This window comes from Stappia stellulata DSM 5886, assembly GCF_000423705.1.
Taxonomy (GTDB): domain Bacteria; phylum Pseudomonadota; class Alphaproteobacteria; order Rhizobiales; family Stappiaceae; genus Stappia; species Stappia stellulata.
The window spans coordinates 224,977-241,313 of the sequence record NZ_AUIM01000010.1; the positions used below are offsets into that span (position 1 = coordinate 224,977).

At 65.0% G+C, this 16,337-nt stretch carries 14 protein-coding genes; 8 read left to right on the top strand and 6 right to left on the bottom strand.

Going from position 1 to position 16,337, the window contains the following annotated elements; translation table 11 throughout:
• Positions 1-213: 213 nt before the first annotated feature.
• The 8 genes from G572_RS0106240 (at position 214) to G572_RS0106275 (ending at position 8,346) form a co-directional block, all read left to right on the top strand.
• Positions 214-1,827 carry a phosphoenolpyruvate carboxykinase gene (locus G572_RS0106240; protein ID WP_029057730.1) on the top strand — a complete coding sequence of 538 codons (1,614 nt, stop codon included), beginning with the start codon at positions 214-216 and terminating at the stop codon, positions 1,825-1,827.
• Between the two features lie 138 nt (positions 1,828-1,965).
• On the top strand, positions 1,966-2,319 hold the full coding sequence (locus tag G572_RS0106245; protein ID WP_029057731.1) for an XdhC family protein: 354 nt from the start codon (positions 1,966-1,968) through the stop codon (positions 2,317-2,319).
• Positions 2,320-2,403: 84 nt separating this feature from the next.
• Positions 2,404-3,108, top strand: a complete 705-nt coding sequence (locus G572_RS0106250; protein ID WP_029057732.1) for an XdhC family protein — start codon at positions 2,404-2,406, stop codon at positions 3,106-3,108.
• Entirely contained in the window at positions 3,105-4,733 is a 1,629-nt protein-coding gene (locus G572_RS0106255) for an NTP transferase domain-containing protein (RefSeq protein WP_029057733.1), read from the top strand. Before G572_RS0106250 ends, G572_RS0106255 begins: the two co-directional genes overlap by 4 nt.
• A gap of 123 nt (positions 4,734-4,856) precedes the next feature.
• A complete protein-coding gene (locus G572_RS0106260; RefSeq protein WP_051241763.1) occupies positions 4,857-5,555 on the top strand; it encodes a L,D-transpeptidase in 699 nt (232 codons plus the stop codon).
• Between the two features lie 23 nt (positions 5,556-5,578).
• Positions 5,579-6,094, top strand: coding sequence for an OmpA family protein (locus tag G572_RS0106265; protein ID WP_425423418.1), 516 nt, complete (start codon positions 5,579-5,581; stop codon positions 6,092-6,094).
• Between the two features lie 295 nt (positions 6,095-6,389).
• Positions 6,390-6,602 (top strand): hypothetical protein, encoded by a 213-nt coding sequence (locus G572_RS0106270; RefSeq protein WP_029057736.1) that lies wholly within the window; start codon positions 6,390-6,392, stop codon positions 6,600-6,602.
• Positions 6,603-6,804: 202 nt separating this feature from the next.
• Positions 6,805-8,346 (top strand): cryptochrome/photolyase family protein, encoded by a 1,542-nt coding sequence (locus tag G572_RS0106275; protein ID WP_029057737.1) that lies wholly within the window; start codon positions 6,805-6,807, stop codon positions 8,344-8,346.
• A 135-nt stretch (positions 8,347-8,481) separates the two neighbouring features.
• Here G572_RS0106275 and rpsL read toward each other — a convergent pair whose 3' ends face one another.
• The 6 genes from rpsL to dnaA form a co-directional block, all read right to left on the bottom strand.
• Positions 8,482-8,853, bottom strand: a complete 372-nt coding sequence (gene rpsL / locus G572_RS0106280) for a 30S ribosomal protein S12 (protein ID WP_029057738.1) — start codon at positions 8,851-8,853, stop codon at positions 8,482-8,484.
• Between the two features lie 114 nt (positions 8,854-8,967).
• Complete coding sequence (gyrB, locus tag G572_RS0106285; protein ID WP_029057739.1) at positions 8,968-11,421, bottom strand: DNA topoisomerase (ATP-hydrolyzing) subunit B; 2,454 nt, start codon at positions 11,419-11,421, stop codon at positions 8,968-8,970.
• A gap of 98 nt (positions 11,422-11,519) precedes the next feature.
• Positions 11,520-12,137 (bottom strand): LysE family translocator, encoded by a 618-nt coding sequence (locus G572_RS0106290; RefSeq protein ID WP_029057740.1) that lies wholly within the window; start codon positions 12,135-12,137, stop codon positions 11,520-11,522.
• Between the two features lie 112 nt (positions 12,138-12,249).
• Positions 12,250-13,389, bottom strand: coding sequence for a DNA replication/repair protein RecF (gene recF, locus G572_RS0106300; RefSeq protein ID WP_029057741.1), 1,140 nt, complete (start codon positions 13,387-13,389; stop codon positions 12,250-12,252).
• A 49-nt stretch (positions 13,390-13,438) separates the two neighbouring features.
• Positions 13,439-14,557: a DNA polymerase III subunit beta gene (gene dnaN, locus G572_RS0106305; RefSeq protein WP_029057742.1), complete on the bottom strand. Its 1,119-nt coding sequence runs from the start codon at positions 14,555-14,557 to the stop codon at positions 13,439-13,441.
• Positions 14,558-14,850: 293 nt separating this feature from the next.
• Positions 14,851-16,326, bottom strand: coding sequence for a chromosomal replication initiator protein DnaA (gene dnaA, locus G572_RS0106310; RefSeq protein ID WP_037546142.1), 1,476 nt, complete (start codon positions 16,324-16,326; stop codon positions 14,851-14,853).
• Positions 16,327-16,337 lie beyond the last annotated feature (11 nt).

Consider the following 16,337-nt stretch of genomic DNA (forward strand, 5'->3'; position numbering starts at 1 on the left):
GAAGCAGGATCGGACAAATCGACAATTCGGCATTCCGGACCCTCCGGACGAGACCAGGCGCAAGGCAGACGAGCAGGACCACGGCGCAAGGCAACCAGGCAAACCGTCACCGGTGGTGACAACCAACGGGTCGTCTGGCCTTGCCGCCGGAACAGGCAACCACGCGACATCAAAAACGCGCGACACCGGAAACGCAGACAGGGATCTCGGAACATGGCGGATCAGGGCGTAGGGCTTCGGTCAACTCCCAAGGAGATGGGCGGTTTGACCGACCTCGGCGAGCTTCATCACAATCTTTCGGCGCCTGCGCTTTACGAGCATGCCCTGCGACGCGGCGAAGCGGTTCTTGCCGATGGCGGTGCGCTGGTCGTGGAAACCGGGGTTCACACCGGCCGCTCGCCCAAGGACAAATTCGTCGTTCTCGACGATGCCACACGCGACACTGTGTGGTGGGACAACAGCGCCCAGATGAGTTCAGAGGCCTTCGCCACCCTGCATGACGACATGGTCGCCCATGCGCGAGGCATGTCGCTTTACGCCCAGGATCTCTATGGCGGCGCCGAACCGGCCAACCGCATCAATGTGCGGGTGTTCACCGAGTATGCCTGGCACTCGCTGTTCATCCGCAATCTGCTGATCCGTCCCGACCACGCCGATCTCGCCGGCTTCATGCCGGAGATGACGATTATCGACCTGCCGAGCTTCAAGGCCGATCCGGCACGGCACGGCTGCCGGTCGGAAACGCTGATCGCCTGTGACTTCACGAACAAGATCGTTCTCATCGCCGGCACGTCCTACGCCGGCGAGATGAAGAAATCGGTGTTCTCGCTGCTCAACTTCCTGCTTCCGGAAAAGGGCATCATGCCGATGCACTGTTCCGCCAACGTCGGGAACGACGGCGACACCGCCGTCTTCTTCGGCCTGTCGGGGACCGGCAAGACGACCCTGTCGGCCGATCCCTCGCGCACGCTCGTCGGCGACGACGAACACGGCTGGGGCCCAGAGGGCATCTTCAATTTCGAGGGCGGCTGCTACGCCAAGACGATCAAGCTGTCCGAAGAGGCCGAGCCGGAGATCTATGCCGCGACCAAGCGGTTCGGCACCGTTCTGGAAAACGTCGTTCTCGACGAGGTGACCCGCGTTCCCGATTTCGATGACGGATCCAAAACGGAAAACACACGCTGCGCCTATCCGATCGACTTCATTCCAAATGCCAGCGCGACAGGCACCGCTCCGCGCCCCAAGAACATCATCATGCTGACGGCCGATGCCTTCGGCGTCCTGCCGCCGATTGCCAAGCTGACACCGGCGCAGGCAATGTATCACTTCCTCTCTGGCTACACGGCGAAGGTTGCCGGGACCGAGAAGGGCGTGACCGAACCGCAGGCGACCTTCTCGACCTGCTTCGGCGCTCCCTTCATGCCGCGGCATCCGTCGGAATACGGCAATCTGCTGCGCAGCCTGATCGCGGCTCACAACGTCGATTGCTGGCTGGTCAACACCGGCTGGACCGGCGGCGCCTACGGCACCGGCCACCGGATGCCGATCCGTGCCACGCGCGCCCTTCTGGGCGCAGCGCTCGACGGCTCGCTGCGCGACATCGAATGCCGCACCGATCCGAACTTCGGCTTTGCGGTTCCGCTCGAGGTGCGCGGCGTCGACAGCAAGATCCTGGATCCGCGTTCGACCTGGGCGGATCCGACCGCCTATGACGCACAGGCCGCCAAGCTGGTGGAGATGTTCGTGACCAACTTCGCGAAATTCGAGAGCCACGTCGACGGCACGGTGCTGGCCGCGGCGCCGTCCTTTCGCGCTGCCGCCGAATAACGCAAGCACCCTTTTTCACTGATGCAAGGGGCGGAGCCGGCATGGCTTCGCCCCTTTTCTTTTGGGGTGTCGCCGGACAGCCCTCCCTGTGCAGAGGCGCTCAGGCGGACTATATTCCGACGAAACGGAGGAGATCCCATGCAGTCGGCACCCGACGCGAATGCCAGCGACCCGCTCGCACTGGCCGAAACCTGGGCACGGGAAGGCCGTGACGTGGCGCTTGCCACCGTGGTCGAGACCTGGGGCTCGGCCCCGCGCCCTGTCGGTGCGCATCTGGTGATCGATTCGGAGGGAAACTTCGAGGGATCGGTCTCGGGCGGATGTGTCGAAGGCGCGGTCGTCGCCGAAGCGGTCGATGTCATATCGACAAAGAAACCCGCCATGCTCGAGTTCGGCGTGGCCGACGAGACCGCGTGGCGCGTCGGCCTGTCCTGCGGCGGACGCATACGGGTGCTCGTCGAGCCGGTAACCCGGGAACCTGCGCCGGCCTGAGCGTGACCGGGCTCCCGCCAGCGCCCCCGCCCCTCACCGACGCCCCTTTGCAATTCCACCCGCGATCGACAGAAGCTGACCCCGATGGATATCGATCTGCTCTCCCGCTTCAATGCCGCCCGCACGGGCCGGCGACCGGCGATCCTGATCACCCCTCTGGACGCTCCCGGCAGCCCCCAACGTCTGGTCGGCCCGAGCGACGACATGACCGGCGATCCGCTTGCCGACGACATTGCCCGCCGTTTCAGATCCGGGAAATCCGGCATCGTGGAGCACCCGGACGGAACGCAGCTTTTCCTGACCGTGAGCGTACCGCCGCCGCGTCTCGTCCTGATCGGTGCGGTCCACATCAGCCAGGCTCTGGTGCCGATGGCACAAATCGCCGGTTTCGATGTCGTGGTGATCGATCCGCGCACCGCCTTTGCCACACCGGAGCGCTTTCCCGGCGGAACAGTGCTCGCCGAATGGCCGGACGACGTTCTGGGCGAGGTCGCCCTCGATCCGTATACGGCGGTCGCCGCCCTCACCCATGACCCGAAGATCGACGACGCACCGCTGCGCGCGGCCCTTGCCGCCGGCTGCTTCTATGTCGGCGCGCTCGGCAGCCGCAAGACCCACGGCAAACGCCGTGACCGTCTGCTGGAGGCCGGCGTCGGCACGGCTGACTTCGACCGGCTCGACGCTCCGATCGGCGCCGATATCGGGGCAGCCTCCCCGGCGGAAATCGCGGTGGCGGTCCTCGCCAACATCATCCATGCCCTGCGAAAGGGGCCGGAGGCGGCGTCGTGAAATTCGGCCCCCTTCGCACGCAAGATGCGGAAGGCGCCCTGCTCGCCCACACGATCCGCCTTGACGGCGGTGCCTTGAAGAAAGGGCACTGCCTGCAAGCCGAAGATATCCGCAGGCTCGAGGCAGCGCGCGTCGAAGAAGTCGTCGCGGCGCGCCTGGACCCGGACGATTGCCACGAAGACCGGGCGGCGGAGCGGCTGGCCTGCGCGGCCGACGGAGGCGGCATGACGTGCGCACCGGCATTCACCGGTCGCGTCAATCTCCACGCGGCAAGCGACGGCCTGCTCATCGTGGATGCCGGGGCGGTCAATGCGGTCAACCGGATAGACCCCGCGATCACGCTTGCGACCCTGCCCGCCTTCGCGCGGGTCACGGCCGGGCGCATGGTGGCGACGGCGAAGATCATCCCCCTTGCCGTGTCCGAGGCCCCGATGGCGCGGGCGGAGGACACCGTGCGGGGGTCGGTGCGCGTCGCTCCGTTTCGCGCCCGTCCCGTCGGACTGGTCGCGACCACGCTTCCGCATCTGAAAACAAAGACGCTCGACAAGACGCGGCGGATCACCGAGGCGCGGCTTGCCGTTTCGGGCTCGACCATGACCGGCGAAACGCGGGTCGCGCATACGGTAGAGGACGTTGCCGGCGCCATCCGGGCCCAGGTGAACGCCGGGGCGGAGATGGTTCTGGTATTCGGCGCATCCGCCATCGTCGACCCGATGGACGTGATCCCGGAAGGCATCCGCGCAGCCGGTGGCGAGGTCGATCATTTCGGCATGCCCGTCGATCCCGGCAACCTCCTGCTGATCGGTCACGTTGGGAGCATTCCGGTGATCGGCGCACCGGGATGTGCCCGCAGTCCAAAGGAAAACGGTTTCGACTGGGTGCTCGACCGCTACATGGCGGATTGTCCCGTGACCGCAGACGACATCATGGAGATGGGAGTCGGCGGCCTCCTGATGGAAATCGGATCGCGCCCGCAGCCGCGCGAGGTGCCTTTGCAAGGCGCATCGCGACCGCGCGTCGCCGGCGTATTGCTGGCAGCGGGACAGGCGCGGCGGGCCGGCGGGATAAACAAGCTCCTCGCCGAGATCGGGGACGAACCGATCGTGCGCATCGCGGCCAGACAGGCGCTGGAGAGCACCCTTTCCAGCGTCACCGTGGTCACCGGCCACATGAGCGCGCAGATCGAGGCCGCGCTTGACGGACTGCCGGTCACCTTCGTCCACAATCCGGATTTCGCCGAGGGCATGGCCGGCTCCCTCCGCGCAGGGATCACTGCATTGCCGGCCGACGCCGACGCCGCGCTCATCCTCCTTGCGGACATGCCGGAGGTCACGGCGGACTCACTCGACCGGCTGATCGCCGCCTACAGCCCCCAGGCCGGCATCTCGGTCGTTGCGGCCTCCGCTGCCGGGGCGCGGGGCAATCCCGTTTTGTGGGACAAGATCCACTTCGAGGCGCTCGCCCGGCTCGAGGGCGACACGGGTGCACGCCATCTGATCGACGAACATCAAGAGGAACTCAAGCTTGTCGACATCGGCCCGGGCGCGCGGCTCGATCTCGACACGCCGGAAGCCCTTGCCGCCGCCGGCGCTCTCCCCCCCACGCCGCCGCCCGACCGGGATTGACCTTTTCCGCCATCTGTTTCGTAATGGCCCGCGTCGAGGTCCGGCGGACGCGCGCGGTGAGACCGGCTGAACCCACGCCGGTCCGCTGTCGCAAGAGCTCCGCCCGTCAGCGGAGGAGACGGCATGACCCACGAAGTGACATCCAGAGAGCATCCGGCAAACGGGGCGAACGCAACGGGGGCGTTTTCGCGCCGCAACATTCTCGTTGGAGCCGGAGCGGTTCTTGCGTGGTCGGCGCTGCCCACGCCGGCCATCGCATCCTCGAAATGGTTTGACGGTGCCTCGCAAGACAATGGATTTGCCTACCGGCGCACGAATTTCTCTGTGATCAAGCCGCAATGGCAGCGGCAGATGGTCAAATATCTTTCCGAGGAATCGCCCGGCACCGTCGTCGTCGACACCCGCAACCACTTCCTCTACTGGATCTGGGAAAACAATACGGCGCTGAGGTATGGCGTCGGCGTCGGCCGCGACGGTTTCAAGTGGTACGGTCGTGCGCAGATCAAGCGCAAGGCGTTGTGGCCGCGCTGGGTGCCGCCGCCGGAAATGCTCAAGCGCCAGCCCGATCTTCCACGCCTGGTAGAAGGTGGCGCCCCGAACAATCCGCTCGGACCGCGAGCGCTTTATCTTTACCACGACAGCGGATCGGACACCGGGTACCGCCTGCATGGCACGCTGGAACCCTGGAGCATCGGCACCGATGTGTCCTCCGGCTGCATTCGCATGTTCCCTGAAGACGTGATCGATCTCTACCAGCGCTGCCCGGTCGGGACGCGCGTCTCGGTTCTGGAACATCTGGGTACGGGGTCGCAGGACGGATGACACAGAACAGGAGCCCCCGCCTCGTGGCCACGTCGAACGCCAAACGTCTCGCCCTCGGCCTGGCCCTTGCCGCCGGCGCGGCTGCCCTTGCCGGCTGCAATACGGCCGACACGATCGCCACACCCAATGTCACCAATGCGCCGGCGGTCGGTTTCGCCAATCTCGCGCCAGGTAGCGAAGAGGCATTTATGCTGAACGTCGGCCGCCGGACCTACTTCAAACCCGGATCCGCCGAAATCGACGAGACCGCGCGCATGACGCTCGACAAGCAGGCGGACTGGCTTAACCGCAACAAAGACTGGTATGCCAAGCTCCAGGGTTTTGCCGACGACCCCGGCACAGCAGCGGACAACAGGTCGCTGTCGACCCGCCGTGCCAACGCGACCATGGCCTATCTGATTTCCAAGGGCGTCGCCCCGGGACGTCTCTGGGCCAAGGGATACGGCACCGAACGCAAGGTGCGCGACTGTCCGGAAGAAGAATGCAAGGCGCAGAACCGGCGCGTCGTGACCAACCTGCGCGAGGAAAAGGAAAGCTGAGACACGACTGTTGATGCGACAAGGGCCTGTTTGCACAGCCTGTTGCATTAACCACAATGCTGCACTGCAATATTTACATGGCTCCCATGCAGGGGATGCGCTTGGCGCGCGACCATGTGACACTTATATTACGCACAAGATTTCACATGCCGGGTGGCTGGCTCAGCCCCCGGTATTCTTGCACAGCTTCGTCCGTTGACATCTTCGTTCGATGACATGGCCGTCCCCCAGGGGCGTGCAAGGGCCGCACAGCCCGCCGGATGACGGTTGCGCCTCAACAAGGGTATGCTTCGCCATGACTGATCTTCGACTTCCGCGCGCCGGCCAATGCAAATGGGCAGAAGGCACCGGTGGCAACTACACCTTTCCGTGTCGCAACCGCGTCGAGGCAGGGATTTCCTACTGCGACGAGCATCGTGCGCTCGTTTATATCTCTCCCGAGGAGCGCCGCCGCAACCGCGAAAACACGCCGGTTGCCTTCCGTGCCCAGAAGCGCATTGCCGCCTGAGGCGACGCGGCGCACGCGGGTACGTCTCCGCCGCGCATCGTGACGATCAGCATCCAAGACCAGAAAAGCCGCCTGCGTTCGCGCCGGCGGCTTTTTCGTATTGACGGCCAACGATTGCGGCGACGATCCACAACCTTGGCGGCTGCGTAACCGAAAGAGCATCCAGTTCCCTCCGGCCTGCTCTTCGGACAGCTTCCACGCCATGACACCAACCGTTCTCATTCCCGTTCTCGGCGACCAGCTCACGCTTACCCTGCCCTCTCTTCGCGCTGTCGATCCGGCCAGCGCGCGCGTGTTGATGATGGAGGTCGGCGAAGAGGCCGACTATGTCGCGCATCACCGCAAGAAGATCGCCTTCCTGTTTTCCGCCATGCGCCACCATGCCAGAGCGCTCGAAAGCGCCGGCTGGACCGTCGACTATGTGCGTCTCGAGGATCCGGACAACAGCGGGACCTTCACCGGCGAGCTAAAGCGCGCGGTTGATCGCCATTCGCCCGACAGGGTCCGGGTAACGGAACCCGGTGAATGGCGGGTGCTTGAGGCAATGAAGACCTGGCAGGAGCAATTCGGGATCCCGGTCGAAATCTGCCCCGACGACCGTTTCCTGTGCTCCCACGAAGCCTTTGCGCAATGGGCGCAGGGCCGCAAACAACTGCGCATGGAGTATTTCTACCGCGACATGCGCCGCAAGACCGGCCTGTTGATGGACGGCGACGAGCCCGTTGGCGGACAATGGAATTTCGATGCGGACAATCGCAAGCCGGCGAAAGGCGACCTCTTCATGCCCTCGCCCAGGCAGGTGGAACCGGACGAGACAACCCGCGCCGTGCTCGACCTCGTCGCCGCACGTTTCCCCGACCGGTTCGGGGACCTGGAGCCGTTCCGTTTCGCGGTCACACAGAAGGACGCGAAGGCGGCGCGGACCCATTTCATCAAGACGGCCCTGCCCGGTTTCGGCGACTATCAGGATGCGATGCTGAGGGGAGAACGGTTTCTCTATCACTCCGTCCTCGCGCTCTATCTCAACGCCGGACTGCTCGACCCGCTCGAAACCTGCCGCGCGGTCGAGAGCGCCTATCGCGACGGTCATGCGCCGTTGAATGCCGCCGAGGGGTTCATCCGCCAGATCATCGGCTGGCGGGAATATGTGCGCGGGATCTACTGGCTGAAGATGCCGGACTATGCGCAGGAGAACTTCCTCTCCGCCGAGCGCGACCTGCCCGAATTCTACTGGAGCGCCAACACCAAGATGGCCTGCGTGCGCGATGCGGTGGAACAGACGCGCGCGGAAGCCTATGCCCATCACATCCAGCGGCTGATGGTCACCGGAAACTTCGCGCTCCTGTCCGGCGTCGAGCCGAAGCAGATCCACGAATGGTATCTCGCCGTTTATGCCGACGCCTATGAATGGGTGGAACTGCCGAACACGCTTGGAATGAGCCAGTTTGCCGACGGCGGCCTGCTCGGATCGAAGCCCTATGCGGCAAGCGGAAACTACATCAACAAGATGTCCGACTACTGCAGCGACTGCCATTATGACGTGACGGACAAGACCGGCGAAAACGCCTGTCCGTTCAATCCGCTGTACTGGGATTTCCTGCTGCGCAACAGGGACGTTCTCGCCAAGAATCCCCGCCTGGCCCAGCCCTATCGCACCTGGGAGCGGATGAAGCCGGCCACCCGGGCTGCCTATCGTACGGCCGCGCGCCGCACCCTCGACAGGCTCGATCGCGGAGCGCTCTGACCAGCGGAAAGCCGCGCGGCTGGAACACGCGATCGCGCCGCCAAGACCCCACCCGGCAAACGCAAAAACCCCCGGCATTGCCGGGGGTCAAAATGTGCGCGCAAACTGCCTTCGGCGTGTGTCGCCGAGCGCGGCTTACTTCGGACGCTTGGAACCGTAGAGCGAACGACGCTTCTTACGATCCTTGACGCCCTGGGTATCGAGCACGCCGCGGATCACGCGGTAGCGCACGCCCGGAAGATCGTTCGGGCCGCCGCCACGCACGAGCACGACCGAGTGCTCCTGCAGGTTGTGGCCCTCGCCCGGGATATAGGCGGTGACTTCGTTGCCATTGGTCATACGCACGCGGGCGACCTTACGCAGAGCCGAGTTCGGCTTACGCGGCGTGGTCGTGTACACGCGGGTGCATACGGCGCGCTTCTGCGGGTTACCCGCCAGCGAAGGCGTCTTGGACTTCTTGACGGTCGGCTTGCGGTTCTGACGAACCAACTGATTGATTGTCGGCATAGGTTGCTTGCGGCTTGTTTTTGAGGAATGTCTTGGCCGCTTCGTATAGGGGGAGCGACCGGCTTTGTCAAAGGGAGATTGCCGCGCAGGCAAGGTTTCTGCGCGGGCGGCAATCTACACGTCGAGATTGGCCACGGACAGCGCATTGTCCTGGATGAACGCGCGGCGCGGATCGACATCGTCACCCATCAGCTTGGTGAAGATGTCGTCGGCCGCGTCGGCTTCGCGCACCTTCACTTGCAGCAGGGAGCGCGCATGGGGATCGAGCGTGGTTTCCCAGAGTTGCTCGGCGTTCATTTCGCCAAGACCCTTGTAGCGCTGCATGGAAATGCCCTTGCGTCCCTGGGCGAAGACCGCCGCCAGAAGCGCGCGCGGTCCGCGGATCGGCGTATCGGTGTCCTTGCGCGTCAGCGTGGCGGCCTTGCCGAAAACCTCCTGAAGCGTCGCGGCGCGCGCGTCGAGCTTGCGCGCGTCCGCGGAGCCGATCAGAGCGGCATCGATGGTCGCCACTTCCTTCACGCCGCGCACGATGCGCTCGAACACCAGATCGCTGTTGTCGAGAACCCGACCTTCCCAGCCGCGTTCGAACTCGTCCGCCAGAATATCCATCCGCCGCGCGATATAGGCGGCCGCCTCGCGCGCGCGGTCCGGATCGTCGTGGACGTCGGGATCGAGCGCTCCGGCGATGATCGCCTGTTCCACCACATCCCGGTCATAGCGGGAGTGCAGGCCGTCCAGCGTGTGGGACACGGTACGTGCCGTCTCCACCACCGCGCGCAGGTCCTGTCCGGTACGCACCTCGCCATTGGCGAGCGTCAGCGCGCAGTCCTCAAGGCCGGTGTCGATGAGGTAACGCTCCAGCGCGTCCTCGTCCTTCAGATACTGCTCGGAGTTGCCCCGCTTCACCTTGTAGAGCGGCGGCTGGGCGATATAGATGTGCCCGTTCTCGATCAGGTCCGGCATCTGGCGGAAAAAGAACGTCAACAGCAGCGTCCGGATATGGGCCCCGTCGACGTCGGCGTCCGTCATGATGATGATCTTGTGATAGCGCAGCTTTTCGAGATTGAACTCTTCCTTGCCGATGCCCGTGCCAAGCGCGGTGATCAGCGTTCCGATCTCGTTGGAGGAGAGCATCTTGTCGAAGCGCGCCCGCTCGACATTGAGGATCTTGCCGCGAAGCGGAAGGATCGCCTGATTTTCGCGGCTGCGGCCCTGCTTTGCGGAGCCACCGGCGGAATCGCCCTCCACCAGGAACAATTCGGCCTTGGCCGGATCCCGCTCCTGGCAGTCGGCGAGTTTTCCGGGCAGGGACGCGATGTCGAGCGCGCCCTTGCGGCGGGTGAGTTCGCGCGCCTTGCGCGCCGCTTCCCGGGCGCTGGCCGCTTCCACGATCTTGGCGATGAGCACGCGCGCCGGCGCCGGGTTTTCCTCAAGCCAGCTCGACAGCGTCTGGTTGATGATGTTTTCCACCACCGGCCGCACTTCCGAGGACACGAGCTTGTCCTTGGTTTGCGAGGAAAATTTGGGATCCGGCACTTTCACCGACAAGACGCAGGTCAGTCCCTCGCGGCAGTCGTCACCCGTCAGCGAGACCTTTTCGCGTTTCAGGATCCCCGACTGGTCGGCATAGCCGGTCATCTGGCGGGTCAGCGCCCCCCGGAAGCCGGCCAGATGGGTTCCGCCGTCCCGCTGCGGGATGTTGTTGGTGAAGCAGAGGACCTGCTCGTGATAGCTGTCGTTCCACCACAGCGCCGCCTCGACGGTGATGCCGTCGCGCTCCGCCTTCATCACCACCGGATCCTCGATCAGCGGGTGCTTGGCGCGGTCGAGATAGCGAACGAAGGCCTCAAGCCCGCCTTCGTAATACAGTTCGACGACGACATCCTCGACGCCACGCTTGTCGGTAAGGAGAATGCGGACGCCGGAGTTGAGGAACGCCAGCTCGCGCAACCGGTGCTCAAGCGTCGCAAAATCGAATTCCGTGCGTGTAAAGGTCTCGGTCGAGGGGAGGAAACTCACTTCCGTGCCCTTGCGTCCGTCCGCCTCGGCAACGACCTTGAGCGGCGACACGGCATCGCCGTGCTCGAAGCGCATTGCGTGCTCCTTGCCATTGCGCCAGATGCGCAATTCAAGCCAGGACGACAGCGCGTTCACCACGGACACGCCGACCCCGTGGAGACCGCCCGACACCTTGTAGGAGTTCTGGTCGAACTTGCCGCCCGCATGCAGCTGGGTCATGATCACTTCGGCCGCCGACACGCCCTCTTCCGAATGAACCTCCGTCGGGATGCCACGGCCGTTGTCCGACACTGTCACCGATCCGTCGGCATTCAGCGCCACCGTCACGCGGTCGGCATGGCCCGCCAGCGCCTCGTCGATGGCGTTGTCGACGACCTCATAGACCATGTGATGCAGGCCCGACCCGTCATCGGTGTCGCCGATATACATGCCCGGCCGCTTGCGCACCGCATCCAGGCCCTTCAGGACCTTGATCGAGTCGGCGCCATAGGCATCCGGATCCTGCGGGAGGGTCGGGTCATTGTCGCTGGGCGTCGGTGTGTCGTTCATACGAATCAATCGCTCACTGAATGTCTTGAACTCGAAGGTATACGGGGCGATGGGGCGGGTTCAACCAACCTTAACGGCCAGACAGCGCCGATCGCGCCTCACCGGGTTGCGATCGCCACGGCCGCGCCCGCCATCAGGGCACCGGCGCCCCGGTTGACGAGACGCGCCGCACGCGGACTGGCGATCAGGCGACGGGCCCGTTCGGCCAAAAGGCAATAGCCGCCCAGCACGAAGGCCAGAACGGCCAGGACCACGACGCTGAGCTCCATATATCCCAGCACGGTCACGGTCTCCAGCGCGATCAGGTTGGGCAGAAGCGCGAGATAGAAGACCATCGGCTTGGGGTTTCCCAGGGTCACCGCAAGCCCGCCTGCGACAAGTCGCAAGGGGCTTTCGCTGCGGGGCGCCGCCGTGCCCGCAAGCCCCGCGTCCGCCGGAGCTGACCACAGCTTCCACGCCAGATAGATCAAATAAGCCGCGCCGGCGTATTTGATCGCCAGAAAGACGCCGGCAAAGGTCTTCGCCACCACGGCGAGACCGGCGACGGCGAAACCGAGCCAGATCACATCGCCGAGCGCCACGCCGAAGCAGAAGACAAAAGCGCCCTGGCGGCCATTGGCCAGAACGCGCGCGACTATCGCCGCAACGCCCGGACCGGGCAAGGCCGCAGCCACGAAAAGCGCAGCCGCGAACAGCGCGAGTGCCGAAAGATCCATGTCGGAAAACCTTCACATGCCAACCCTGCGCGCCGCCGGGGACGCGCCAAAGCCGGATCAGGTGGCGATCGGTGCCGGACACTGCGCACCGCGCGGGCAATCGGCCGCCGATCTATGACATCTTATAGACCGAAACCGTACCGTTTGCGACCTTTAGTATCGCGCTGCCGGGCGGCAGTTCGGTGAAGAGAAACGGGTCCGTCCCGGTCATCATGACCTGAAGGCCAAGGGTCTCGAGACGCTGGAACAAAGCGCGCCGACGCTCGGGATCGAGATGCGCGGCAACCTCGTCGAGAAGCAGCAGCGGTGTCAGCCCGGCGGTCGCCGCGGCCACCTCCGCATGAGCGAGCACGAGGCCGATCAGCAACGCCTTCTGCTCGCCGGTCGAGGCGAGCGCGGCCGGCATGTCCTTGGCGACATGGCGCACGGTCAAATCCGAGCGATGCGGTCCCTCGAGCGTGCGGCCCGCCGCCCGATCGCGATAACGTCCGGCCGCCAGCATGTCGCGATAGACATCCTCAAGGTCGCCGGCGGCGGCCCCGGCGGCACTGTCCTCGAAGGCACCGGCCAGGGCGACGTCGGCCTGCGGAAACGGTTGACCGGCCCGCGCCTGGGAGGCCATGCGTGCCCGAAGCAATGTCACGGTTTCCTGACGGGCGTAGCTGACGGCAACGGCGAGCGGAGCAAGCTGCGCCTCCACGGCATCGAGAAATGCATCGGAGCCGCGCTCGTCGAGCAGGCGGTTCCGGGCCCGCAATGTGCGTTCCAGATCGGCAACGCGGCGCCCGTGACCGGGGTCGATGGCCAGCACCAAGCGGTCCAGGAACCGCCGCCGGTCCCCGGCCGGCCCGGTGAAAAGCCCGTCCATCGACGGCAAAAGCCAGAGAACACGCACATAATCGAGCAGCATGTCGGAGCTGCGTGCATCCGCTCCGTCAATGCGGATGCGGCGCCCGGGATCGCCGGGCGCATGCCCCACTCCAATGCGGGTTTCCCCGCCACTGCCGTCGATCCGCGCCGACACCGCCCAGCCGCGCGGCGCATCGCGGCGCGCGAGGTCGTCAAGCGCGGCCCGGCGCAAACCGCGCCCCGCTGTCAAAAGCGAAACCGCCTCAAGGAGATTGGTCTTGCCCGCCCCGTTTTCGCCAACCAGCGCAATCAGGGGCGCCTCGAAGGTTACGGAAAGCGCCTCGTAGTTCCTGAAATCAGACAAGGTGAGGCTGCGCAGGGCAACCCTGACCGGCTCGCCCATCGCGCGCCCTTCTTTCTCCGATTTCGCGAACGGCGGGCCCGGACGTCCGTCAGACCCGCATCGGCATCAGGACATAAAGCGCATCTTCCACGCCCTTGTCCTGGATCAGGGTCGGCGCACCGGAATCGGCAAAGCGGAACGAGGCCGTATCGCCGCGCAACTGACCGGCAATCTCGAGCAGATAACGCGAATTGAAGCCGATCTCCAGCGGATCGGACTCATAGTCGACCGCCAGCTCCTCGGTCGCCGACCCGGAGTCCGGATTGACCACCGTCAGCACCATTCGTCCTTCCGAAATCGCCAGCTTCACCGCACGCCCGCGCTCCGACGAAATCGTCGAGACACGATCGACCGCCGCCTTGAACTCGTCGCGATCGACCAGCATTTCCTTGTCGTTGTTCTGCGGAATGACGCGCCCGTAATCCGGGAAAGTGCCGTCGATCAGCTTCGACGTCAGGACGACGTTGGCCGTGGTGATGCGGATCTTGGTCTCGGAGATCTCGATCAGCGCCTCGGCATCCGGATTTTCCAGCAGCTTCTGCATCTCGCCGACGGTTTTGCGCGGCACGATGATGCCCGGCATCCCGGAGGCACCCGACGGCGCCGGGATCTCGGCCCGCGCCAGGCGGTGCCCATCGGTCGCGACCCCGCGGAAGCGCTCGCCCGCCTCCCCCGCGACGGCATGCATGTAGATGCCATTGAGATAGTAACGCGTCTCTTCGGTGGAAATCGCGAACTGCGTGGCATCGAGCACCGTGCGCATGTCTCGCGCGGTCAGCGTGAAGGAATGCGTGAAGTCGCCGGCCGTGATGTCGGGAAAGTCGGATTCCGGGAGCATCTGAAGCGCAAAGCGCGAGCGTCCGGCACGAATTTCCAGCGTCGCATTGTCACCGGAGGTTTCAAGCGCCACCTGCGCGCCTTCCGGGAGCTTGCGCACGATGTCGTAGATCATGTGCGCGGGCACGGTCGTCGCCCCCGGCTGCTCCACATGAGCGGCAATGCGCTCGGAGATTTCAAGATCGAGATCGGTCGCCTTCAACGCCAGCTCACCCGCCTCGCAGCGCAACAGCACATTGGAGAGGATCGGTATGGTGTTCCGGCGTTCGACGACACGGTGGACATGGGTCAGGGACTTCAGGAGATCCGTCCGCTCAAGCGTCACTTTCATTGTGTCGTCCGTTGTCAAATGCGTTGGCACCGGGAGGCCGCGTCCGCAAGGGTGAGCCGCGACGGCGAAATGGGCGTCGACACTGGCCCTTCGCGTCGTAAAAAGCAAGAGGGGAACGGCGCTGTTTCGGCCATTATCCGCAGAAAACCGCCGCTCCCGGGGAAGCGGCGGTCGTGTCGGGTCACAGCGCCATCAACCGGGACCGGCGGGTGCCACCAGCGCCGGATTCGGCGCCGGCAAGCGGCCAGGCACAGACGAGGCGGCAGCCGCCCCGTGCCGGAGCTCACCCGTATTCAGGCGTCCAGCATGCGCTTCAGCAGGTCGATTTCCTGGGCCAGCGTGCTATCATTGCGGCTCAGGTCCTCGATCTTTCGAACGGCGTGAAGCACCGTGGTGTGATCGCGATTGCCAAAGCGGCGACCGATCTCGGGCAAGGAACGCGGGGTCATCATCTTGGCCAGATACATCGCGATCTGACGCGGGCGCACGATGGTGCGCGTGCGTCGCGCCGACAGAAGGTCCGCCTTCGACACGCTGTAGTGTTTCGAGACCACGCGCTGGATGTCCTCGATCTTCACCCGGCGCGGCTCGGTGTTGCGGACCAGATCGCGCAGGGTCGCCTCGGCCATTTCCTGGGTCACCGGCTGATTGGTCAGCTGGTTGTGGGCGATCAGCCGGTTGAGCGCGCCCTCAAGGTCGCGGCCGGAGGTACCGACATTGCGTGCGACATAGTCCAGCACGCTTTCGGGAATTGCAAAGCCCGGGTGCGCGCGGCGCACCGTGTCGACGCGACCGGTCAGGATCGCGCGGCGCAGGCCGTAGTCCGGCTCGGAAATCGCCGCGACAAGACCGCCGGCCAGACGCGAACGCATCCGGTCGTCCAGGGTCTCGAGATCCGAGGGCGGACGGTCGGCGGCGACGACGACCTGGCGCGCGCTGTCGATCAGCGCGTTGAGCGTGTGGCAGAACTCCTGCTGAACCTGCTTGCCGTGCAGAAATTGCATGTCGTCGATCAGGAGCAGGTCGATCGTGCGCAGCGTGTCCTTGAAGGCAAGTGCCGACTGCGCCTTCAGCGCCGCGACGAAGCGGTACATGAAATGCTCCGCCGTCAGATAAAGCACCCGCTTGCCCGACGCCCGGGCAGCACTTGCGACCGCCTGCATGAGATGGGTCTTGCCCAGTCCGACGGAGGCATGAACGTACAGGGGATTGAAGGTGACCGCGCTTGCCGTCGCGATCTGGCGTGCAGCTGCAAGGGCAAGGGCGTTGGACTCACCCTCGACATAGGACTCGAAAGTGTACTTCGGGTCGAGCGCCGCCCCCTCAAGGCCGTCCGGCACCGATGCGCCACCGCTCGGCGACACGGCCGCCCCGGCTCGCGCGACATCGGATCCGGCCACCGCCTCCAGGCGCGGCTTGTCGGCAGCCTTGAGCGTTTGCGAAGAGCGCACGGTCCCGCCAAGCGCGGCCTGAGGTGTCGGCCGGGCTCGCACGGCGCCGCGGACGGTAAGCTCGATGCGATGAACGTCCTCGCACTCACGCTGCCAAAGGCCGATCAGGCGGTCGCGGTAATGGGACTGGATCCACTGCTTCAGGAAACGGGTCGGGACCGACAGGCGCACCGTGCCGTTCGCGTGATCCTCAAGATCGACACGTGCAAACCAGCTGGTGAACACATCCTCGCCCAGCTCCGCACGCAGCCGTTTCTTGACGCGAACCCAGTGCTCCGCACCGCCAAGTTCAGACGCCGGCATCTCCTGCAAGTTCATCGTGATCGCCT